This is a genomic window from Streptomyces sp. LMG1-1-1.1, assembly GCF_040815545.1.
Taxonomy (GTDB): Bacteria; Actinomycetota; Actinomycetes; order Streptomycetales; family Streptomycetaceae; genus Streptomyces.
The window spans coordinates 202,459-222,523 of record NZ_JBFPNH010000002.1 but is presented as its reverse complement, the minus strand read 5'-3'; the positions used below and the strand labels follow the sequence as shown (position 1 = coordinate 222,523).

Below are 20,065 nucleotides of genomic sequence, written 5' to 3'. Positions count from 1 at the left end.
CCCGCACCCCCGTGCCCCGTGCGGGCCGCGCCCCCGCCCCGTGCGGGCCGCGCCCGCCGCCCCCGCCCACCCCCGTGTGGGCAATCGTCCCGCTGGGGCGGGACGGGTGGGCACACGGGACGGCGCCCTCGGCGGCGCCTGCGCCCCTCGTACCTGCCTGCACCGATACGGCGCCGTGCCAGTGGTGCGGGTTCAGGCGCGGAAGCCTAGGCCCGGCAGGGGGCGCCGTTCCGTTGTGCCCACCCGTTCCGCCCCAGCGGAACGATTGCCCACAACGGGGGAGGGCGGGGGTGAGCCGTCCGTTGTGCCCGCAACGGGGGTGGGCGGGGGTGAGCTGTCCGTTGTGCCCGCAACGGGGGTGGGCGGGGGTGAGCTGTCCGTTGTGCCCGCAACGGGGGTGGGCGGGGGTGAGCCGTCCGTTGTGCCCGCAACGGGGGTGGGCGGGGGTGAGCTGTCCGGCGGGCCCGCAACGGGCCGGGCGCGACGTACGGCGCATCGGCGCGGCAGACCGCCTGCCACCGACCCGAGAGCGGCCCCCGGCAAGGGACCGAGGCGGACCGAGAGGGCTACGCGTGGCAGGCCACCGGTACGCCCCCGTTCATCGCCGCCATGTCGCCGAAGACGGCGACGGGGTCGAGGGGGGCGCCTTCGGGGAGGCCGTCGAGTTCGGCGTAGGCGCGGTGGAGGTTGGCGACGAGGCGCTCGTTCTCGCGCCAGGCGGCGAATTCTCCGAGGTCGGTGGAGCGGGCGGTTTCGAGGGGGGTGGCTCCCTTGGCGTGGCCGGTGGTGGCGAGTTCGCGTACCCAGAGGAGGTAGCGCTCGGTGGAGTCGTAGGAGGAGGGGTCGGTGACGGGGCCGTGTCCGGGGACGACGGTCGGGGCGTCGAGTGAGCGGAGGAGGTCGAGGGCGCGCAGGGAACCGGCGAGGGAGCCCATGGGGAGGAAGGGGGTACCGCCGTGGAAGACCAGGTCGCCGGTGAAGACGACGCCGTGTTCGGGGAGGTGGACGATGGAGTCGCCGGTGGTGTGTGCGGCGCCGGGGTGGATGACGCGTACCTCGATGTCACCGACGTAGAGGGTGAGCCGGTCGTGGTAGGTGAGGGACGGCGGGAGGATGTCGACGCGTCCGAAGTCGGTCTGGGGCCACAGGAGGTGGAGTTGGTGGCCGGCGGTGAGCTGCTCGGAGCGGCAGTTCTCGTGGCCGATGATGCGTGCTTCGGGGCGGAACACCCCGTTGCCGTAGGTGTGGTCGCCGTGGTGGTGCGTGGAGACGATGGTCGACGGCAGGGGCAGTCCTTCGGCGAGGACCGCGTCGCGGAGGAGCCGTGCCCGGCGCTCGGTGGCCGCGGTGTCGACGAGCAGCGATTCGCGGGCGTCGCCGAGGAATCCGGCGTTGTTGAGGCACCAGCCGCCGTCGGGCTGGACGTAGGCGTGGACGTTCGGCGCGAGCGGGACGACATAGGGATCGGTGGCAGACAAGGGATTCCCCCGGTTGAGAGCCCGATTGGACAGGAGGGAAGCGTGCCAGTCGGCCCCGACCCGGGGGAAGTCGGAACGGACGGGTCCGCAAGGGGCCCGCGTACCCCCGCCGCTTCCCCTTTCCCCCGCCGAGTCCCCCTCTCTCTCCCCCCCCGCGTCCCCGCATCCCCGAGTTGCGGCCGCCCGGAGCTCCGCCGAGGGTCAGGGGTATGAAGGCGATCAGCTACAGCCGGTACGGCGGTCCCGAGGTGCTGGAGTACGGCGAGCGGCCGGACCCCAAGATCGGACCGGACGCCGTGTTGGTCAAGGTCCGGGCGGCGTCGGTGAACCCGGTCGACTGGAAGTGCCAGGCGGGGTACCTCGACGGGATGATGGACGCGGTGTTCCCCGTCGTTCCCGGCTGGGACGTCTCGGGGGTGGTGGTCCGGCCCGGCGTGTCCGTCACGGAGTTCGCGGAGGGCGACGAGGTGATGGGGTACGTGCGCGAGGACTTCCTGTCCCGGGGCACGTTCGCGGAGTACGTCGCGGCCCCCGTCCGCACCCTCGCCCGCAAACCGCGCACGGTCGGCTTCGAGGAGGCCGCCGCGCTGCCCCTGGTGGGGCTCACGGCCTATCAGGTGCTCCACCAGGCGCTGCTCGTCGGAGCGGGGGACACCGTCCTCGTGCACGCGGCGGCCGGCGGGGTGGGGTCGCTGGCCGTGCAGATCGCGCGGCATCTGGGCTGCCGGGTGATCGGCGCGGCACGGGAGGCGGGTCTCGAACAGGTGGCGGCGCTGGGCGCCGAGCCCGTCCGCTACGACGAGGCGACCTTCGCCGACCAGGTCCGGGCCCTCGCCCCGCTGGGCCTCGACGCCGTGCTCGACACCATCGGCGGCCCGTTCCTGAGGCTGTCCGCCGGGCTGCTCGCGCCGGGCGGCCGGCTCGCCTCGATCGCCGACGGCGAGGTGCTCTCGCTGGGCGGCCGCTACTTCTGGGTCAGGCCGGACGCCGCGGACCTCGCGGTGCTCGCCGACCTCGTCGACGAGGGCATCGTGACGGTACGGGTGGCCAGGACCTTCCCCCTGGAACGCGCGGCGGACGCCCAGCGCGCCAACGCCGAGGGCGGCCTCAACGGCAAGGTCGTCGTGACGGTCCCCTAGTTCCGGTCCGGAAAGTCCCGCCTGGCCCGCGGCGCCGCGCGTCCTGCCGACCCGGCCGGGCTCGCGTTCACCCGCTCGGCGGGATGTTCTGGTTGAGGGCGAAGACGTTCCCGGGGTCGTACCGGTCCTTGAGGGCGACGAGGCGGGTGTACTTCTCGGGGCCGTACGAGGCCTGGAGGCGGGCGCCCTCGTCGCTGAGGATGAAGTTGGGCACCGAGGTGCCGGTGGTCCACGGCCGCAGGGCGGCGTGGAAGTCGCGGGCCCAGTCGATGTGCCGCTGGCGCCCTTCGCCGCCCCACCAGACGGCCAGGCAGAAGTACACCCACTTCGTCGACGGGACGGTGAGGGCCATGGAGTCCCCGTCGAGCCGGTCCATGGCGCCGCCGAGCGGGCAGAAGATGAGCTGGGTGAGGGGTGAGGTGACGGAATCGGCCTGGACGATCGCGGTGTCGATCGCCCCGTCCGCCAGCTCGGGCAGGTAGTCGATCTTGAAGTACTCGCTGACTCCCGTGGGGGTGGCGTCGTCCAGCATCTTCTGGACGGCCGTGTACGGCATGGGCCGGACCATCCGCACCCAGGGCTCGCCCCATTCGACGAGGGGTCGCAGGGCCTCCTCGCCGCGCGCGGGGTCGCCGACGTACGCGACGATCACGCCGCAGGCGGGCTCGCCGCGGGCCTCCTCCGGCACGAACTCCTCCGGCGGGGCGGTCATCAGGGCGAAGGCCCCCGTGACCTCGTCGGGTGCCTGTTCCATGAAGTCCCGGTAGAACCGGGCGAGCGCGCCGGCGGCCGAGCGGGGGTGCAGGATCATCCCGGCGTACAGGAGCGGTCCGACGGGGTGGAGCCGGAATCCGAACTCGGTCACCACGCCGAAGTTGCCGCCGCCGCCCCGCAGTCCCCAGAAGAGGTCGGCGTTCTCCTCCGCGTCGGCGTGGAGGATCCGCCCGTCGGCGGTCACCACCTGCGCGGAGATGACGTTCCAGGCGGACGGCCCGTACATCCGTTCCAGCCAGCCGGAGCCGCTGCCGAGCGTCAGGCCCGCGACCCCGGTGTCCGACACCCGCCCGCCGGTCACGGCCAGGTCGAACTCCTCCGCGGCCGCGTCCAGTTCGCCCCAGGTGAGGCCGGCGCCGAACCGGCCGGTCCGCGCCTCGGCGTCGATCTCGACGTGCTTCATCGGACTGGTGTCGACGACGAGGCCGCCCTCGCAGGACGCGAAGCCGGCGGTGGCGTGCCCGCCGCCGCGCACCGCGATCCCGAGGCCGTTCTCGTGGGCGTACCCGAGGGCGGCGCGCACGTCCTCGGGGCCCGTGCACCGTGCGATCAGGGCGGGATGCTGGTCGTGGTCCCGGTTGAAGCACCGGCGGACGGTGTCGTACTCCGGGTCGGCGGGCCCGACGAGTTCGCCCTGGAAGCCCGGGATGCGGTGGGTGGGTCGGGTGGTGGTCATGTCGTGGTCCCTGGTGAGCCGTCGACGACGACGGCGGCCGCACGACCTCGGTCGCGGGCACGGCCCGGCTCGACCGACGCGGCCCCCGGCCGCCCTGCTCTACGCCGTCAGTATGCGACCGGACCCATCGGTAGGCGATTCGGCCGCCCGGCCGTCCGGCGGATCGAGGGGCCCCAGGCAGCCCCACCGGAAAGCCCCCACGGCCCGCCCGCCCCACCAGATGGGAAGATCGGAAGCTCAGGAGCTCAGGAGCTCAAAAGCTCAGAAGATCAAAGCCGCCCCGAAGACGGCCAGCGCGATCGTGCACCCCGCCGCGAGCAGCGCGCCCCGGTGCGAGAGCGGTACGGGCCGTGCCGCGCCCAGGGCGCGGATCCGGCGATGGGCCACGGCGAGGAACCCGACCCAGACGAGGGCCGAGAGGGCGAGGCCGGTGAGCTCCTGGGCCCCGATCTCGTCGCTGACGGTCAGCTTCACGGCGAGCACCGCGACGACCGTGCACGACAGGGTCGTCCGCCGCCACGCGAGCCGCGTCCGCTCCGGTTGGAGTCCGGGATCCCGGACCTCGCCGGCCGTGGTCACCGTCCGGCCCAGCCGAAGACGACGAGGACGACCATGGTGAGCGCCACCCCGGCCACGGCGAGGCTCAGCACCGCGGGGAAGCGGGATCCGGGAAGGTCCTCGCCGCGCCGCATCGCCCGCTCGCAGAGCACCCAGTGGTTCACCGCGCGCAGGGCGCAGAGCACGCCGCCGGCGAGGAGCGCGAGCGCGAGCCCGACGCGCACGCCCCACCGCAGGTCGGGGAGGAACTGGTCGACGGCGAACCCGCCGCCGACGAGCGCGAGCGCGGTCCGGATCCAGGCCAGGAAGGTCCGCTCGTTGGCGAGGGAGAAGCGGTAGTCGGGGGTCTCGCCCTCGTCCCGGACCCGCTGCGGCGCGAACCAGAGCCGCAGGGTCTGCACGAAATCGCTCACACGTGCACCCTAACGGCCGGGTGATCAGCCCGCCCGGCCGCCCGTGGCGGCCTCGTGCGCCCGCAGTTCCTCGTAGGCGGCGAGCCCGTCGGGCACCCACTCCCAGGTGTCGATCCGTTCGCTCACCTCGTCGTCCGTGAGGAAGGCGTGCCAGGCGACCTCCTCCACCTGCGGGTCGACCGGCAGTTCGCAGCGCACCTCGTACACCGCCGACCACCACTTGCCGGCGACGCCCTCGGAGTCGTACAGGAACTTCAGCACCGGCTCGGGACGGGGCAGCCCGGAGACGCCCAGCTCTTCCTCGGCCTCGCGGAGCGCGGCGTCGTCGTAGGACTCGCCGGCGCCGACGACACCGCCGACGAACATGTCGTACAGGGAGGGGAAGACCAGCTTCGACGGCGTCCGGCGGTGGACGAACATCCGGCCTTCCGCGTCCCGGACGCGGATGAAGACGCAGCGGTGGATCAGGCCCTGTGCGTACACCTCACCGCGCGGGGCCCGCCCGACCACCCGGTCGTGCTCGTCGACGACGTCGAGGATCTCTTCAGCGGCACTCATGCCGCCATCCAACCAGTGCCGGACGGCGGACCGGCGAGCGGACCGGCTGGCGCACCGGCCAACGCACCGACCAACGCACCGACCGGCGCACCGACCAACGCACCGACCAACGCACCGACCAACGCACCGACCGGCGGACCGGCCGGGGTGAGTGGCTCCGTCACTGACCCATGACGTACTTGACCGTCGGGCCGGTGGTCCAGCCGCCGTCGACCGCGAGCTCGGCGCCGGTCACGTACGAGGCGGAGTCCGAGAGCAGGAAGACGACCGCGCCGGCGATCTCGTCGGCCTCGCCGACCCGGCCCATCGGGGTGTTCGGGTACTTGCCCTCGCCGCGCTCGATGCCGACGGACGCCGTCATCGGGGTGTAGGTCATGCCGGGGTGGACGGAGTTGACGCGGATCCTGGCCGTGCCGAGCTCCACCGCCCCGATCTTCGTGAGTCCGCGTACGCCCCACTTGGAGGCGCCGTAGCCGGCGGTGAGGGCGAGGCCCATCAGGCCCGCGGCCGAGGAGATGTTGACGATCGAGCCGCCGCCGGCCTGCTTCATGGCGGGGATCGCGGCCTTCATGCCGATGAAGACGCCGGTCAGGTTGATGTCGAGGACCTTGCGGAAGTGCTCGACGGACTCGGTCTCCAGGAAGGCGCCGGTGGATATGCCGGCGTTGTTCACCAGGCCGTGCAGGCCGCCGAACTCCGCCACCGCGTACGCGACGGCCGCCGCCCACTCCTCCTCGGAGGTCACGTCGTGGTGGAAGAAGCGCGCCCGCTCGCCGAGCGCGTCGGCGGTCGCCTTGCCGTCGTCGTCGAGGACGTCGGTGACGACGACGTTCGCGCCGGCGGCCACGGCCTGCCGGGCGGCCTCGGCGCCCAGGCCCCGGGCGCCGCCCGTGATGAGCACGGTCTTGCCGGTGAGGTCGTTCATGAAGGGTCCCTTCGGGGTGTTTCAGAGGCTCCGGGGCTGTGCGGCCCGGAGAAGCGCGGTGGTGGTCTCGACCAGGTCGGCGAGGAAGAGCGCCTCGCCGGTGAGCGGCTCGCTGCCGTCGAGGTACTGCCGGGCCCGGTCCGCCATGGCCGCGCCCACCACGGTGAGCGCGAGGTCGAGGCGTTCCAGGAGCAGCGGCTCGGGCAGTCCGAGGGCGGCCAGGCGGTCGGCGACGCGCTCGATCAGGCGCCAGTAGACGGTGCCGGCGAGCGTGGGGTGGGGGGTGCGGGTGCGCACACCGCTCTCGTGGCTCAGCTGGGCGGAGATCCGCAGGCAGCGGCGGCCGCGGTCGGTGCGCAGTTCGCTGGCCTCGGCGGTGACGAGGGCGGCGACCAGGCCCTTCAGTTCGTCGCCGGCGGCTTCGAAGAGGGGAGTGAGCACCTGTTCGGTACGTGCCTGGCGGCCGGCCATCACCGCGTCGAGCAGTCCGGCGCGCGAGCCGAAGTGGTACTGCACCGCGGACGGGTTCGCCTGCCCGGCCAGGGCCACGACGTCCCTCAGCTGTGCGCCGTCGACGCCTTGGGAGGCGAAGAGTTCCTCCGCCGCGCGGATCAGTTTGTCCCGGGTCTCGGGCCCTGACGTCCTTGCCATACGTCCATATTAATGCTCGACATTAGAAAACGGGAGGGTCCCGGACGAGGCGAAACGGTTGACTCGATACATCCGTGTATCCAAGATGCGGTCCATGTCCTACGACGCTGATGTGATCGTGATCGGGGCCGGCCTCGCCGGTCTCGTCGCCACCGCCGAGCTGGTCGACGCCGGCCGCACCGTGATCCTCCTCGACCAGGAGCCCGAGCAGTCCCTCGGAGGCCAGGCCCACTGGTCCTTCGGCGGGCTCTTCCTCGTCGACTCGCCCGAGCAGCGCCGGATGCGCGTCAAGGACAGCCACGCCCTCGCCCTCCAGGACTGGTACGGCACCGCCGGCTTCGACCGGACCGAGGACCACTGGCCGAGGAAGTGGGCCGAGGCGTACGTCGACTTCGCCGCCGGCGAGAAGCGCTCCTGGCTCCACGCGCGCGGGGTGCGCTTCTTCCCCGTGGTCGGCTGGGCCGAGCGCGGCGGCTACGACGCCAACGGCCACGGCAACTCCGTACCCCGCTTCCACATCACCTGGGGCACCGGCCCCGGCCTCGTCGCCCCCTTCGAGCGGAAGGTCCGCGAAGGCGTCGCCCGCGGCCTCGTCCAGCTCCGCTTCCGCCACCGCGTCACCGGCCTCGGCCGCACCGGCGGGACCGTCGACACCGTCACCGGCGAGATCCTGGAACCCTCCACCGCCGCCCGCGGCACCGCCAGCGGCCGCGAGGCCACCGGCGCCTTCGAGCTGCGCGCCCAGGCCGTGATCGTCACCTCCGGCGGCATCGGCGGCAACCACGACCTCGTCCGCTCCCAGTGGCCCGCCCGGCTCGGCACCCCGCCCGCCCGGATGCTCTCCGGCGTCCCCGCCCACGTCGACGGCCTGATGCTCGGCATCGCCGAGAAGGCCGGGGCCCACCACATCAACCGCGACCGGATGTGGCACTACACCGAGGGCATCGAGAACTGGGACCCCATCTGGGCCCGGCACGGCATCCGCATCCTCCCCGGACCGTCCAGCCTCTGGCTCGACGCCACCGGCAAGCGGCTCCCCGTCCCGCTCTTCCCCGGCTTCGACACCCTCGGCACCCTCGAACACATCATGCGGACCGGCCACGACCACACCTGGTTCGTCCTCGACAAGCGGATCATCGGCAAGGAGTTCGCCCTCTCCGGCTCCGAACAGAACCCCGACCTCACCGGCAAGTCCGTCCGAGACGTCCTCGGCCGCGCCCGCGCCGACGTGCCCGCGCCCGTCCAGGCCTTCATGGACCGGGGCGTCGACTTCGTCGTCGAGGACGACCTCTCCGCCCTCGTCCGCGGCATGAACGTGCTCACCGACGAGCCGCTGATCGACGAGGCCGCCCTCCGCCGCGAGATCACCGCCCGCGACCGCGAGATCGCCAACCCCTTCACCAAGGACCTCCAGGTCACCGCGATCCGCGGCGCCCGCAAGTACCTCGGCGACAAGCTCATCCGCACGGCGGCCCCCCACCGCATCCTCGACCCCAAGGCCGGCCCGCTCATCGCCGTACGCCTCAACATCCTCACCCGCAAGTCCCTCGGCGGCCTGGAGACCGACCTCGACTCGCGCGTCCTGACGGCCACCGGCGAGCCCCTCGACGGCGTCTACGCGGCCGGCGAGGCAGCCGGCTTCGGCGGCGGCGGCGTCCACGGCTACCGCTCCCTCGAAGGCACCTTCCTCGGCGGCTGCATCTTCTCGGGCCGCGCGGCCGGCCGCGCCGCGGCGAAGGCGGTGGGCTGACGGGGCGGGGCGGCCGGCCGCGCGGCGACGGGGCGGGGTGACGGGCTGGGCCCGACGGCCGGTCTCGACGGCCGGGTTCGACGGCTGCTCTCGACGGCTGCTCTCGACAGCCGGTCTCGACGGGCCGGTCTCGACGGCGGAGAGCGGTCAGCCGGCGGTGGTCACTCCGCGGCCGGGGGCAGGACCTCGACCACCCGGAACCGCTCCACCACCAGCATCGTCGTGTCGTCCACGGTGAAGTCCGGGTCCCCGAGCGCCTCGCGCATCTCCTCGCTGTGCCAGAAGCTCTCGTGGGCGGCCCGCCACTGGGCGACCGACAGGTACCCCTCGCCCTCGTCGAGGGCGAGCCGCAGGTCGGCCTCGACGAGCGGCAGGACCCGGACCTCCGTCACCTCGACGACGGCGACCTCGCGGCCGTCCGAGTCGATCACCGCCGAGCGCTCGCCGGGCTCGGGCAGGTCCTCGCCCTCGACCAGCCACTCCACCAGGAGCCCGGTCGTGGCGACCTTCTCGCCGGAGAGGACGGCGGCGACGAGCCGGTCCCGGAGCGGGCCGGGGAAGGCGAGGAGGAAGGGCTTGAGCGCGTGAGGGCCGGTCATGGCCGACAGTCTGTCAGCCACGACCGGCCCTCGGAGCCGTACACGAGGAGCGGGGCTACAACACCAGCGAGAGCAGCAGCACGAACACGATGCCGACGACCGAGATGATCGTCTCCATCACCGACCAGGTCTTGACGGTCTGGCCGACGCTCATGCCGAAGTACTCCTTCACCAGCCAGAACCCGGCGTCGTTGACGTGGCTGAAGAAGAGCGAACCGGCACCGATCGCGAGGACGAGCAGCGACACCTCACCGGTCGACATGCCCTCGGCGAGCGGGGCCACCAGGCCGGCCGCCGAGATCGTCGCCACGGTGGCCGAGCCGGTCGCGAGCCGGATCGCGACCGCGATCAGCCAGGCGAGCAGCAGGGCCGGGATCGACCAGTTCTCCGAGAGGTCGAGGATCATCTGGCCGACGCCGATGTCGATCAGGGTCTGCTTGAAGCCGCCGCCCGCGCCGACGATGAGCAGGATGCCGGCGATGGGGGCGAGGGACTTCTCGACGGTGGAGGACAGCCGCTCCTTGGTGAAGCCGGCCGCCCGCCCCAGCGTGAACATGCCGACTATGACGGCCGCGAGCAGGGCGATCAGCGGCGATCCGATGACGTCGGTGACCTTCTGCACGCCGTTCTCGGGGTCGTCGACCACGATGTCGACGAGCGCCTTGACCAGCATCAGGACGACGGGCAGCAGGATGGTCGCGACGGTGGCGCCGAAGCCGGGACGCTTCTCCAGGTCCTCGGAGGGCCGGGCCGGAATCATGTTCTCCGGGGCCTGGATGTCCACCCAGCGGGCGGCGTACTTGGAGAAGACCGGACCGGCGATGATCACCGTCGGGACGGCGACGACCAGGCCGAGCGCCAGCGTCACGCCCAGGTTGGCGCCCACCGCGTCGATCGCGACGAGCGGGCCGGGGTGCGGCGGGATCAGGCCGTGCATCACGGACAGGCCGGCCAGGGCCGGGATGCCGATCCGCATCAGCGAGTAGTTGCCGCGCTTGGCGACCATGAGCACGACCGGGATCAGCAGCACGATGCCGACCTCGAAGAAGAGCGGCAGGCCGATCACGGAGGCGATCAGGACCATCGCCCACGGCATGGCCCGCTTGCCGGTCTTCGCCAGGATCGTGTCGACGATCTGGTCGGCGCCGCCGGAGTCGGCGAGCAGCTTGCCGAGGATCGCGCCGAGCGCGATGAGCACGCCCACGCCGGCCACGGTGTTGCCGAGTCCCGTGCTGAACGACTTGATGGTGGCGGCGAGCGGCGCACCGGCGAACGCGCCGAGTGCCAGCGACCCGATGGTCAGCGCCAGGAACGCGTGCATCTTGAACTTGGTGATGAGCAGGACGATGACGGCGATGCCGGCGAGCACGGCGATCCCGAGCTGGGCGTTGCCTGCCGAGGTGATCGGTTCGGCGGCGTCCGCTGCCAGGATCTCGACACTGAGACTGGTCACGGTGGGTCCTTCGTACGGGCAGGAGAGCGGGGAGACGGGGGAACGGAGGAGGTCAGCCGGGCAGGCCGCGCAGCGCGGTGACGGCGCGGACGGTGATCTCCTCCGGGGTGCCGGAGACGTCGACGGCGACGCCGGCCTCGTCGTCCTGCAGCGGCTGCAGGGTGGCGAACTGGGAGTCGAGGAGCGCGGTGGGCATGAAATGGCCCTTGCGTGCGGCCATCCGCCCCTCGATCAGCTCCCGGTCACCGGTCAGATGCAGGAAGACGACCCCGGGGGCGGCGGCACGCAGCCGGTCCCGGTAGGTCCGCTTCAGCGCGGAGCTGCTCACCACGCCGCCGAGCCCGGCCCGGCCGTGAGCCCACTCCCCGATGGCGTCGAGCCAGGGCCCCCGGTCCGTGTCGTCCAGCGGGACGCCGGCCGACATCTTGGCGACGTTGGCCGCCGGGTGGAAGTCGTCGCCCTCCGCGTACGGCAGGCCGAGGGCCTCCGCGACCAGCGGACCGATGGTGGTCTTGCCGGTCCCGGCGACGCCCATGACGACGACGACCGGGGGCGCGGTGAGGGGGGTGGTGCTCATGGGGGTGCCTCGCTGTCTTCTTCGACATCGATTCGGTGAATCCGTCGCGCTCATGAAACCCATTGAGTACGACGTATTCAAGAGGCTGTGACATAAAAGTCGTACTTTTCATTCCCGGGTGTGATCACCGGGATCCGCGCGCATAGGCTTGCCACCATGACGACACCGGCCCAGGGGCTCCACTCCCAGGTCCTCGCCACCCTGGGCCTCGCGATCACCGCGGGGGAGTACCCGCCCGGCACCGTGCTGCGCACCGACGAGCTCGCCCAGCGCTTCGACGTCTCCCGGACCGTGGTCCGCGAGGTCGTCCGCGTGCTGGAGTCCATGCACCTCGTCGAGTCCCGCCGCCGCGTGGGCGTGACCGTGCTCCCCACCGCCAGCTGGAACGTGTACGACCCCCAGGTCATCCGCTGGCGCCTGGCCGGCGCCGACCGCCCCCGCCAGCTCCGCTCGCTCACCGTGCTCCGCTCGGCCGTCGAACCCGTCGCCGCCGGCCTGGCCGCCCTCCACGCCACGCCCGACCAGTGCCGCGAGCTCACCGAGCAGGCCCTCGGCATGGTCGCCACCTCGCGCGGCCGGCGTCTGGAGGAGTACCTCGTCCACGACATCGCCTTCCACCGGGTCGTGCTCAACGCCTCCGGGAACGAGATGTTCGCCCGCCTCGGTGACGTCGTCGCCGAGGTCCTCACCGGCCGCACCCACCACCACGTGATGTTCGAGGACCCCGACCCTGCCGCCGTCACCCTCCACGTCCAGGTCGCCGAGGCCGTACGGGAACGGGACGCGGCCCGCGCCGAGGAGCTCACCCGCCAGATCGCGGTCGGCGCCCTCCAGGAACTGGACGTACTGGCTCCGTGAAGCTCTGAACTAGCTCAAAAAAGGGCGTTCAGTGACATGCGCCACTGTCATCGTCACTCCCTGCCGTGAGGATGTGCGCTGGCCGTGCCGGGGAAACCCCCCATCGGGCACGGCCGGGCACCGCACCGCTCCCCCCTCACGAAGGCGAACAACTCCATGACTGACCGCGTCACCGCGGCCGAGCCGCTGTCCGCCGCGCCGGCCGACCCGGCCGTCGCCCCCCACGTGGACGCCGGCGACGCCGGATACCGCAAGGACCTCAAGTCCCGGCACATCAACATGATCGCCATCGGCGGCGCCATCGGCACCGGCCTCTTCCTCGGCGCCGGCGGCCGGATGTCCCAGGCCGGCCCCTCCCTCTTCATCGCCTACGCGGTCTGCGGCGTCTTCGCCTTCTTCGTGGTGCGCGCCCTCGGCGAGCTGGTGCTCTACCGCCCCTCGTCCGGCGCCTTCGTCTCCTACGCCCGTGAGTTCATGGGCGAGAAGGGCGCCTACACGGCCGGCTGGCTCTACTTCCTCAACTGGTCGACCACCGCCGTCGCCGACATCACCGCGGCCGCCACCTACGCCCACTTCTGGTCGATGTTCAGCGACGTCCCCCAGTGGATCCTCGCCCTGATCGCCCTCGCGGTCGTCCTCGCCGCCAACCTCATCTCCGTGAAGTACTTCGGAGAGATGGAGTTCTGGTTCGCGATCATCAAGGTCGCCGCCCTCGTCGCCTTCATGCTCGTCGGCATCTTCCTCATCGTGACCTCGCACGACGTCGGCGGCCACACCCCGGGCCTCGCCAACATCACGGACAACGGCGGCATCTTCCCCCAGGGCGTGATGCCGATGCTGCTGCTCATCCAGGGCGTCGTCTTCGCGTACGCCTCCGTCGAACTGTGCGGCGTCGCCGCCGGCGAGACCGAGAACCCCGAGAAGATCATGCCGAAGGCGATCAACTCGATCATGTGGCGCGTGGGCCTCTTCTACGTCGGCTCCGTGATCCTGCTCGCCGTGCTCCTGCCGTACACGGCCTACTCCGGCGACCAGAGCCCCTTCGTCACCGTCTTCGACAAGCTGGGCATCCCCGGCGCCGCCGGCGTGATGAACCTCGTCGTCCTCACCGCCGCCCTCTCCAGCCTCAACTCGGGCCTGTACTCCACCGGCCGCATCCTGCGCTCCATGTCGCTCTCCGGCTCCGCGCCCAAGTTCACCGGCGTCATGAACAAGGGCGGCGTCCCCTACGGCGGCATCCTGCTCACCGCGGGCTTCGGCGTCCTCGGCGTCGCCCTCAACTACGTCATGCCCGGCGAGGCCTTCGAGCTGGTCCTCAACCTCGCCTCCATCGGCATCATCGGCACCTGGGCCATGATCATGGTCTGCTCGCTGCTCTTCTGGCGCAGCGCCGAGCAGGGCAAGCTCACCCGCCCCGGCTACAACCTGCCCTGGGCCCCGTACACCCAGATCGTCACGCTGGTCTTCCTCGCCTCCGTCCTCGTCCTCATGTGGATGGACGGCGGCATCGGCCGCACCACCGTGAACCTCCTGCCGCTCATCGCGGCCGCGCTCGTCGGCGGCTGGTTCCTGGTCCGCCGCCGGGTCCGCACGACCGCCGCGACGCACCGCGACTGACCTCCCGTCACGGGAACGGCGAGACCCCCGCGGGCACGGCCTGCGGGGGTCTCGCCTTTTGTCAGGAGATAGTGGTACGCAGGAGCCTTACAAGATCCGGTCGGAGAAAAGGAAGTTCGCGATGCCGCAGCACGTCCAGGGGGTCATCGCCCCCGGCAGGAACGAACCGGTACGGGTCGAGACCATCGTCATCCCCGACCCCGGCCCCGGCGAGGCCGTCGTGAAGATCCAGGCCTGCGGCGTCTGCCACACCGATCTCCACTACAAGCAGGGCGCCATCAACGACGACTTCCCCTTCCTGCTCGGCCACGAGGCCGCCGGAATCGTCGAGTCGGTCGGCGAGGGCGTCACCGACGTGACCCCCGGCGACTTCGTGATCCTCAACTGGCGCGCCGTGTGCGGCACCTGCCGCGCCTGTCTGCGCGGCCGCCCCTGGTACTGCTTCGCCACCCACAACGCGCAGCAGAGGATGACCCTCCTCGACGGCACGGAGCTCTCCCCGGCCCTCGGCATCGGCGCCTTCGCCGAGAAGACCCTCGTCGCCGCCGGCCAGTGCACCAAGGTCGACCCCGCCGTCGCCCCCGAGGTCGCCGGCCTCCTCGGCTGCGGTGTCATGGCCGGCATCGGCGCCGCCATCAACACGGGGAACGTCGGCCGCGGCGACACCGTCGCCGTCATCGGCTGCGGCGGCGTCGGCGACGCGGCGATCGTCGGCTCCCGCCTCGCCGGAGCCGCCAGGATCATCGCCGTCGACATCGACGACCGGAAGCTGGAGACGGCCACGACGATGGGCGCCACCCACACCGTCAACTCCCGTTCCACCGACGCCGTCGAGGCGATCCGCGAGCTCACCGGCGGCTTCGGCGCCGACGTCGTCATCGAGGCCGTCGGTCGCCCGGAGACGTACCGGCAGGCCTTCTACGCCCGCGACCTCGCCGGCACCGTCGTCCTCGTCGGCGTCCCCACCCCCGAGATGCAGCTCGAACTGCCCCTCCTCGACGTCTTCGGCCGCGGCGGCGCGCTCAAGTCCTCCTGGTACGGCGACTGTCTGCCGTCCCGCGACTTCCCGATGCTCATCGACCTGCACCAGCAGGGCCGCATCGACCTCGCCGCCTTCGTCACCGAGACCATCGGCCTCGGCGAGGTCGAGAAGGCCTTCGCCCGCATGCACGAGGGCGACGTCCTCCGCTCGGTGGTGGTGCTGTGATGACCGCCCGCATCGACCACCTCGTCACCTCCGGCACCTTCAGCCTCGACGGCGGCACCTGGGACGTCGACAACAACGTCTGGATCGTCGGCGACGACACCGAGGCCATCGTCATCGACGCCGCCCACGACGCCGACGCCATCCTCGCCGCCCTCGACGGCCGCGCCCTCCGCGCGATCGTCTGCACCCACGCCCACAACGACCACGTCGACGCGGCCCCGGCGCTCGCGGCCGCCACCGGCGCCCGCATCCTGCTCCACCCCGCCGACCAGCCGCTCTGGAAGCAGACCCACCCCGACCACAGCCCCGACGGCGACCTCGCCGACGGCCAGGTCCTCACCATCGCGGGCACCGACCTCACGGTCCTCCACACCCCGGGTCACGCCCCCGGAGCGGTCTGCCTGTACGCCCCCGACCTGGGCACCGTCTTCACCGGCGACACCCTCTTCCAAGGCGGCCCCGGCGCCACCGGCCGGTCCTTCTCCGACTTCCCGACGATCGTCGACTCGATCCGCGAGAAGCTCCTCACCCTGCCGCCGGAGACCGTCGTCCGCACCGGCCACGGCGACCCGACCACCGTCGGCGCCGAGGCCCCCCACCTCCAGGAGTGGATCAACCGAGGCCACTGAGAGCCAGCCGGCTCTCGAAACGCAACTCCCCACCCGTGAACGGGTCGGTGAACTCCAGCGCCCGCGCCAGCAGTTGCAGCGGCCGCCCGAAGTCCTCCGGCCCGTCCTCACACACCACCGGATACACCGGATCGTGCAGGATCGGCAGCCCGAGCCCGTTCATGTGCACCCGCAGCTGATGCGTCCGCCCGGTCACGGGCAGCAGCCGGTAACGCCCCAGCCCGCCCGCCCGCTCCACCAGCTCGATCCGGCTCTCGGCGTTCGGCTCGCCCGCCACCTCCCGGGCCGCCATCACCCCGCGCTCTTTCTCGATCCTGCTCCGCACCGTCACCGGCAGCTCCACCCCCGGGACGTACGCGGCCACCGCCTCGTACTCCTTGCGCACCACCCGGTCCCGGAACAGCGTCTGATACGCGCCCCGGTCCTCAGGCCGCACCACGAACAGCACCAACCCCGCCGTCAGCCGGTCCAGCCGATGCGCCGGCTGCAGGAAAGGCAGCCCCAGCTCCCGCCGCAGCCGCGCCAGCGCCGTCTCCGTCACATGCCGCCCGCGAGGCATCGTCGCCAGGAAGTGGGGCTTGTCCACCACCACGATCCGCTCGTCGCGGTGCACCACCCCGACCGGGAACGGCACGGCCCTCTCCACGGGGAAATCCCGGTGGAACCAGACGTACCGACCCACCGTGTACGGCTCGTCCCCGCCGACGGGCCCGTCCACCCCGACGAACCGGCCGCCCGAGAGCATCTCCTCGACCCGCCCGGCCCCGATCGCCCCGGCGTACCGGTCGACCAGATGCGCGCCCACCGTCCCCCAGACCCCCTCGGGGTCCTCGGGCAACCGCACCCGCACGGGGTCGATGCCGTCCCGCTGGGGGAGGGGGGAAGAAGGGACCTTGGATCTGCGCCGCACCGGGACCTACCGCCGTAACGAGGAAAGACCCCACAAGATGTGGGGTCTTTCGCTGGTGTCCGAGGGGGGACTTGAACCCCCACGCCCGATAAAGGGCACTAGCACCTCAAGCTAGCGCGTCTGCCATTCCGCCACCCGGACTAGGTGTTTTGTCTTCTTGGCCGCTCGGCCCTTCCGACGAACAGAACAATAGCAAAGATCTGAGGGGGTCGATCACCACCCCTGGTCGGCCGCTGTCATGTGACAGCCGCATGTCGGCCGAAGGGCGCCCTTGGGGGGTGAGGGGGGCACGCGCGAGGATGGGGGCGACCACCAGCAAGCACGTGGGGCACGTAGTGGGAGGAAGCAGCGTGAGCGAGTCGAAGACGGCCCAGGGCGTGAGGGGCGAGACCGGCGAGAACGAGGTCGTCGACCTCTGCCGCGATCTCATCCGCATCGACACCAGCAACTACGGCGACCACTCCGGCCCGGGGGAGCGGGCGGCGGCCGAGTACGTCGCCGAGAAGCTCGCGGAGGTCGGGCTCGAGCCGAAGATCATCGAGTCGCACAAGGGGCGGGCCTCCACCGTCGCCCGCATCGAGGGCGAGGACCCGTCGCGGCCGGCCCTGCTCATCCACGGCCACACCGACGTCGTGCCGGCCAACGCCGAGGACTGGACCCACCACCCCTTCTCCGGCGAGGTCGCCGACGGGTGCGTGTGGGGCCGAGGGGCGGTCGACATGAAGGACATGGACGCGATGACCCTCGCGGTCGTACGGGACCGGCTGCGCAGCGGCCGCAAGCCCCCGCGCGACATCGTCCTCGCCTTCCTGGCCGACGAGGAGGCCGGCGGCACCTACGGCGCCCGGCACCTCGTCGACAAGCACCGGGACCTCTTCGACGGGGTCACCGAGGCGATCGGCGAGGTCGGCGGCTTCTCCTTCACGGTGAACGAGAACCTGCGCCTCTACCTGGTCGAGACGGCCCAGAAGGGCATGCACTGGATGCGGCTGACCGTCGAGGGCACCGCAGGCCACGGCTCGATGACCAACGACGACAACGCCATCACGGAGCTCTGCGAGGCCGTGGGCCGCCTCGGGCGCCACCAGTGGCCCGTGCGGGTCACCAAGACCGTGCGGTCCTTCCTGGACGAGCTCTCGGACGCGCTGGGCACCCCGCTCGACCCCGAGGACATGGACGGCACCCTCGCCAAGCTGGGCGGCATCGCCAAGATGGTCGGCGCCACCCTGCGGAACTCGGCCGCCCCGACCATGCTCGGCGCCGGCTACAAGGTGAACGTGATCCCCGGCCAGGCCACGGCGCACGTCGACGGCCGCTTCCTGCCCGGGTACGAGCAGGAGTTCCTCGCCGACCTCGACCGGATCCTCGGACCCCGCGTGAAGCGCGAGGACGTGCACGGCGACAAGGCCCTGGAGACCAGCTTCGACGGCGCCCTGGTCGACGCCATGCAGCTGGCGCTGCGCGCCGAGGACCCGATCGCCCGCGCCGTGCCGTACATGCTCTCCGGCGGCACGGACGCCAAGTCGTTCGACGACCTCGGCATCCGCTGCTTCGGCTTCGCCCCGCTCCAGCTGCCGCCGGAGCTCGACTTCGCCGGCATGTTCCACGGCGTCGACGAGCGGGTGCCCGTCGACGGCCTGAAGTTCGGCGTCCGCGTCCTGGACCGTTTCATCGACGCCTGCTGAGGAAGGCCGTCGAATTCGTCCGTGCGTTTGTATGTGACCGGAAAGAGTGAATGAACCCGGGGGCTCGTAGCCCCCACCATTCCCCCTCGTTACAGGTGTGCGGTCCGCGGCTGGGACCGCATTTCCAACTAGGAGGAATAATGATCAAGAAGGTCGTCGCTGCTGCGGCTGCCACGGGCGGTCTCGTTCTCGCGGGTGCGGGCATGGCCGTTGCCGACGCGGGTGCCCAGGGTGCTGCCATCGGTTCCCCCGGTGTCCTCTCGGGCAACGTCGTCCAGGTGCCGGTTCACGTCCCCGTGAACGTGTGCGGCAACACGGTCTCCGTGATCGGGCTGCTGAACCCCACCTTCGGCAACACCTGCGTCAACGCCTGACGTTGTGCCTCGCCCCGTGAGGGTGTGAGCCGGTCCGGCCCCGGAGTGCGTGCCATGCACTCCGGGGCCGGTGGCCATTTCCGCCCCGGGTGTTCCGCCCGGTGGCACTCTTTCGAAGCCGAGCAGCAGGGAACAGCTATGCGACAGGTCACGCGCAAGGGCCTTATCACCGTGGCAGCCGCCGGAGGCGTTTTCGCCGCCGTCGGCGGCGGTTATGCGCACGCCGATTCCGGAGCGAACGGTACGGCCACGAATTCCCCGGGCGTCGCGTCCGGCAATTCCGTCCAGATCCCGGTGCATGCACCGGTGAACGCCTGCGGAAACACCGTCAACGTCGTCGGACTCCTGAATCCGGCGATGGGCAACAACTGCGCCAACACCTCCCGCCCCGGCAGCGGCTCCTCCGCGGGCGGCCACACCAGCGGCTCTCCCGGTGTGGGCTCCGGCAACACCGTCCAGGTGCCGATCGACGTCCCCGTCAACGTGTGCGGCAACAGCTTCACCGGCGTCGGCCTCGGCAACGCCGTCGCCGACAACGACTGCGGCAACGGCGGCGGCGGGGACACGGGATACGGCGAGGAGGAGCCGGGCAACCCGGGGACCCCGGGTACGCCCGGCACCCCGGGTACCCCTGGTACTCCGGGCACTCCCGGCACCCCGGGGACGCCCGGTACCCCGGGAACTCCTGGCACGCCCGGCACTCCGGGCACTCCCGGCACCCCGGGAACTCCTGGCACGCCGGGCACCCCCGGCACCCCCGGCACCCCCGGTACCGACGGCGGTCCGAACACGCCCGGTCCCCACGGCATGACGCCGCCCCGGGCCACCGAGGAGCTCGCCGAGACCGGTGCGGGGCCGCTCGGAGTGATCGTCCCGGCCGGTGCGGGACTGCTGCTGGCGGGCTCGCTGATCTACCGCAGGACGCGCGGCGCCGCCTGAGCCGTCGCTCTCCGCGCACGGCGCGACACGCAGAGGGGCCCCGCACACCGCGGGGCCCCTTATCGTGCGCCTACCAGGTCGCCCGGATCTGGCGGATGATCCGCCGCTTGAGCCGCACCCTGCGGCTTCCGTCCCGGTGCAGGCTGAGGCGGTCCAACTCCCAGTGTCCGTACTCGGCGTGGTCGGTCAGCAGGCGCGTCGCCTCCTTGCGGGAGACACCGCGCGGCACGTACACATCGACAAATTCGTATTCCGGCATCGCATCTATTGTGCGGGCACGGGCCCGGTACGGATA

General features: G+C 71.8%; 21 protein-coding genes and 1 tRNA gene. 9 read left to right on the top strand and 13 right to left on the bottom strand.

Going from position 1 to position 20,065, the window contains the following annotated elements; all coding sequences use genetic code 11:
- Positions 1-566 precede the first annotated feature (566 nt).
- Positions 567-1,478: an MBL fold metallo-hydrolase gene (locus tag MRBLMG1_RS03785; protein ID WP_367820677.1), complete on the bottom strand. Its 912-nt coding sequence runs from the start codon at positions 1,476-1,478 to the stop codon at positions 567-569.
- Positions 1,479-1,687: 209 nt separating this feature from the next.
- Between MRBLMG1_RS03785 and MRBLMG1_RS03780 the strand changes: the two genes are divergently transcribed.
- Positions 1,688-2,617 carry an NADP-dependent oxidoreductase gene (locus MRBLMG1_RS03780; protein ID WP_367820675.1) on the top strand — a complete coding sequence of 310 codons (930 nt, stop codon included), beginning with the start codon at positions 1,688-1,690 and terminating at the stop codon, positions 2,615-2,617.
- A 67-nt stretch (positions 2,618-2,684) separates the two neighbouring features.
- Here MRBLMG1_RS03780 and MRBLMG1_RS03775 read toward each other — a convergent pair whose 3' ends face one another.
- The 6 genes from MRBLMG1_RS03775 to MRBLMG1_RS03750 form a co-directional block, all read right to left on the bottom strand.
- Positions 2,685-4,067: an FAD-binding oxidoreductase gene (locus MRBLMG1_RS03775; protein WP_367820673.1), complete on the bottom strand. Its 1,383-nt coding sequence runs from the start codon at positions 4,065-4,067 to the stop codon at positions 2,685-2,687.
- Positions 4,068-4,328: 261 nt separating this feature from the next.
- Positions 4,329-4,646 (bottom strand): DUF202 domain-containing protein, encoded by a 318-nt coding sequence (locus MRBLMG1_RS03770; RefSeq protein ID WP_367820672.1) that lies wholly within the window; start codon positions 4,644-4,646, stop codon positions 4,329-4,331.
- Positions 4,643-5,038: a YidH family protein gene (locus MRBLMG1_RS03765; RefSeq protein WP_367820671.1), complete on the bottom strand. Its 396-nt coding sequence runs from the start codon at positions 5,036-5,038 to the stop codon at positions 4,643-4,645. The genes MRBLMG1_RS03770 and MRBLMG1_RS03765 overlap by 4 nt, the downstream gene beginning before the upstream one ends.
- 24 nt (positions 5,039-5,062) lie before the next feature.
- Complete coding sequence (locus MRBLMG1_RS03760) at positions 5,063-5,596, bottom strand: NUDIX hydrolase (RefSeq protein ID WP_367820669.1); 534 nt, start codon at positions 5,594-5,596, stop codon at positions 5,063-5,065.
- Positions 5,597-5,756: 160 nt separating this feature from the next.
- Entirely contained in the window at positions 5,757-6,521 is a 765-nt protein-coding gene (locus MRBLMG1_RS03755; RefSeq protein WP_367820667.1) for a glucose 1-dehydrogenase, read from the bottom strand.
- A 21-nt stretch (positions 6,522-6,542) separates the two neighbouring features.
- On the bottom strand, positions 6,543-7,172 hold the full coding sequence (locus MRBLMG1_RS03750; protein ID WP_367820665.1) for a TetR/AcrR family transcriptional regulator: 630 nt from the start codon (positions 7,170-7,172) through the stop codon (positions 6,543-6,545).
- Between the two features lie 94 nt (positions 7,173-7,266).
- Between MRBLMG1_RS03750 and MRBLMG1_RS03745 the strand changes: the two genes are divergently transcribed.
- The gene (locus MRBLMG1_RS03745; RefSeq protein WP_367820663.1) at positions 7,267-8,922 is read left to right on the top strand and encodes an FAD-binding dehydrogenase; all 1,656 of its coding nucleotides are present in this window, start codon (positions 7,267-7,269) and stop codon (positions 8,920-8,922) included.
- Positions 8,923-9,083: 161 nt separating this feature from the next.
- Here MRBLMG1_RS03745 and MRBLMG1_RS03740 read toward each other — a convergent pair whose 3' ends face one another.
- The 3 genes from MRBLMG1_RS03740 to MRBLMG1_RS03730 are packed head-to-tail and all read right to left on the bottom strand — an operon-like array spanning position 9,084 to position 11,551.
- Entirely contained in the window at positions 9,084-9,521 is a 438-nt protein-coding gene (locus tag MRBLMG1_RS03740; protein WP_367820661.1) for an ASCH domain-containing protein, read from the bottom strand.
- A gap of 55 nt (positions 9,522-9,576) precedes the next feature.
- On the bottom strand, positions 9,577-10,974 hold the full coding sequence (locus MRBLMG1_RS03735; RefSeq protein ID WP_367820660.1) for a gluconate:H+ symporter: 1,398 nt from the start codon (positions 10,972-10,974) through the stop codon (positions 9,577-9,579).
- A 52-nt stretch (positions 10,975-11,026) separates the two neighbouring features.
- Complete coding sequence (locus MRBLMG1_RS03730; RefSeq protein ID WP_367820659.1) at positions 11,027-11,551, bottom strand: gluconokinase; 525 nt, start codon at positions 11,549-11,551, stop codon at positions 11,027-11,029.
- A gap of 156 nt (positions 11,552-11,707) precedes the next feature.
- On the opposite strand from MRBLMG1_RS03730, the gene MRBLMG1_RS03725 reads away from it, so the two are divergent.
- From MRBLMG1_RS03725 to MRBLMG1_RS03710, 4 genes are all read left to right on the top strand, one after another.
- Positions 11,708-12,409, top strand: a complete 702-nt coding sequence (locus tag MRBLMG1_RS03725) for a FadR/GntR family transcriptional regulator (protein ID WP_367820657.1) — start codon at positions 11,708-11,710, stop codon at positions 12,407-12,409.
- 156 nt (positions 12,410-12,565) lie between these two features.
- Positions 12,566-14,026 carry an amino acid permease gene (locus MRBLMG1_RS03720; RefSeq protein ID WP_367820655.1) on the top strand — a complete coding sequence of 487 codons (1,461 nt, stop codon included), beginning with the start codon at positions 12,566-12,568 and terminating at the stop codon, positions 14,024-14,026.
- A 121-nt stretch (positions 14,027-14,147) separates the two neighbouring features.
- Entirely contained in the window at positions 14,148-15,233 is a 1,086-nt protein-coding gene (locus MRBLMG1_RS03715) for an S-(hydroxymethyl)mycothiol dehydrogenase (RefSeq protein WP_367820653.1), read from the top strand.
- A complete protein-coding gene (locus tag MRBLMG1_RS03710; protein ID WP_367820651.1) occupies positions 15,233-15,862 on the top strand; it encodes an MBL fold metallo-hydrolase in 630 nt (209 codons plus the stop codon). Before MRBLMG1_RS03715 ends, MRBLMG1_RS03710 begins: the two co-directional genes overlap by 1 nt.
- Here MRBLMG1_RS03710 and MRBLMG1_RS03705 read toward each other — a convergent pair.
- Together MRBLMG1_RS03705 and MRBLMG1_RS03700 are read right to left on the bottom strand one after the other, a co-directional pair.
- On the bottom strand, positions 15,846-16,772 hold the full coding sequence (locus MRBLMG1_RS03705; protein WP_367820649.1) for a pseudouridine synthase: 927 nt from the start codon (positions 16,770-16,772) through the stop codon (positions 15,846-15,848). The two genes, MRBLMG1_RS03710 and MRBLMG1_RS03705, sit on opposite strands and share 17 nt — an antisense overlap.
- 53 nt (positions 16,773-16,825) lie before the next feature.
- Positions 16,826-16,913, bottom strand: a tRNA-Leu gene (locus MRBLMG1_RS03700).
- 209 nt (positions 16,914-17,122) lie between these two features.
- Here MRBLMG1_RS03700 and MRBLMG1_RS03695 point away from each other — a divergent pair.
- The 3 genes from MRBLMG1_RS03695 (at position 17,123) to MRBLMG1_RS03685 (ending at position 19,770) form a co-directional block, all read left to right on the top strand.
- Positions 17,123-18,457 (top strand): M20/M25/M40 family metallo-hydrolase, encoded by a 1,335-nt coding sequence (locus MRBLMG1_RS03695; protein ID WP_367820648.1) that lies wholly within the window; start codon positions 17,123-17,125, stop codon positions 18,455-18,457.
- Positions 18,458-18,597: 140 nt separating this feature from the next.
- Entirely contained in the window at positions 18,598-18,831 is a 234-nt protein-coding gene (gene chpH / locus MRBLMG1_RS03690; RefSeq protein WP_318107813.1) for a chaplin ChpH, read from the top strand.
- Positions 18,832-18,969: 138 nt separating this feature from the next.
- Positions 18,970-19,770 (top strand): chaplin, encoded by an 801-nt coding sequence (locus tag MRBLMG1_RS03685; RefSeq protein ID WP_367820646.1) that lies wholly within the window; start codon positions 18,970-18,972, stop codon positions 19,768-19,770.
- Between the two features lie 70 nt (positions 19,771-19,840).
- On the opposite strand, the gene MRBLMG1_RS03680 is transcribed toward MRBLMG1_RS03685, so the two are convergent.
- Positions 19,841-20,029 carry a DUF5703 family protein gene (locus MRBLMG1_RS03680; protein ID WP_017241661.1) on the bottom strand — a complete coding sequence of 63 codons (189 nt, stop codon included), beginning with the start codon at positions 20,027-20,029 and terminating at the stop codon, positions 19,841-19,843.
- Positions 20,030-20,065 lie beyond the last annotated feature (36 nt).

Bases quoted from the DNA above. Each gene is read 5' to 3' on its own strand.
- MRBLMG1_RS03780 (WP_367820675.1), top strand. From the start codon at position 1,688: ATGAAGGCGATCAGCTACAGCCGGTACGGCGGTCCCGAGGTGCTGGAG.
- MRBLMG1_RS03750 (WP_367820665.1), bottom strand. From the start codon at position 7,172: ATGGCAAGGACGTCAGGGCCCGAGACCCGGGACAAACTGATCCGCGCG.
- MRBLMG1_RS03775 (WP_367820673.1), bottom strand. From the start codon at position 4,067: ATGACCACCACCCGACCCACCCACCGCATCCCGGGCTTCCAGGGCGAA.
- MRBLMG1_RS03685 (WP_367820646.1), top strand. From the start codon at position 18,970: ATGCGACAGGTCACGCGCAAGGGCCTTATCACCGTGGCAGCCGCCGGA.
- MRBLMG1_RS03710 (WP_367820651.1), top strand. From the start codon at position 15,233: ATGACCGCCCGCATCGACCACCTCGTCACCTCCGGCACCTTCAGCCTC.
- MRBLMG1_RS03740 (WP_367820661.1), bottom strand. From the start codon at position 9,521: ATGACCGGCCCTCACGCGCTCAAGCCCTTCCTCCTCGCCTTCCCCGGC.
- chpH (WP_318107813.1), top strand. From the start codon at position 18,598: ATGATCAAGAAGGTCGTCGCTGCTGCGGCTGCCACGGGCGGTCTCGTT.
- MRBLMG1_RS03760 (WP_367820669.1), bottom strand. From the start codon at position 5,596: ATGAGTGCCGCTGAAGAGATCCTCGACGTCGTCGACGAGCACGACCGG.
- MRBLMG1_RS03755 (WP_367820667.1), bottom strand. From the start codon at position 6,521: ATGAACGACCTCACCGGCAAGACCGTGCTCATCACGGGCGGCGCCCGG.
- MRBLMG1_RS03725 (WP_367820657.1), top strand. From the start codon at position 11,708: ATGACGACACCGGCCCAGGGGCTCCACTCCCAGGTCCTCGCCACCCTG.
- MRBLMG1_RS03745 (WP_367820663.1), top strand. From the start codon at position 7,267: ATGTCCTACGACGCTGATGTGATCGTGATCGGGGCCGGCCTCGCCGGT.
- MRBLMG1_RS03680 (WP_017241661.1), bottom strand. From the start codon at position 20,029: ATGCCGGAATACGAATTTGTCGATGTGTACGTGCCGCGCGGTGTCTCC.
- MRBLMG1_RS03730 (WP_367820659.1), bottom strand. From the start codon at position 11,551: ATGAGCACCACCCCCCTCACCGCGCCCCCGGTCGTCGTCGTCATGGGC.
- MRBLMG1_RS03715 (WP_367820653.1), top strand. From the start codon at position 14,148: ATGCCGCAGCACGTCCAGGGGGTCATCGCCCCCGGCAGGAACGAACCG.
- MRBLMG1_RS03720 (WP_367820655.1), top strand. From the start codon at position 12,566: ATGACTGACCGCGTCACCGCGGCCGAGCCGCTGTCCGCCGCGCCGGCC.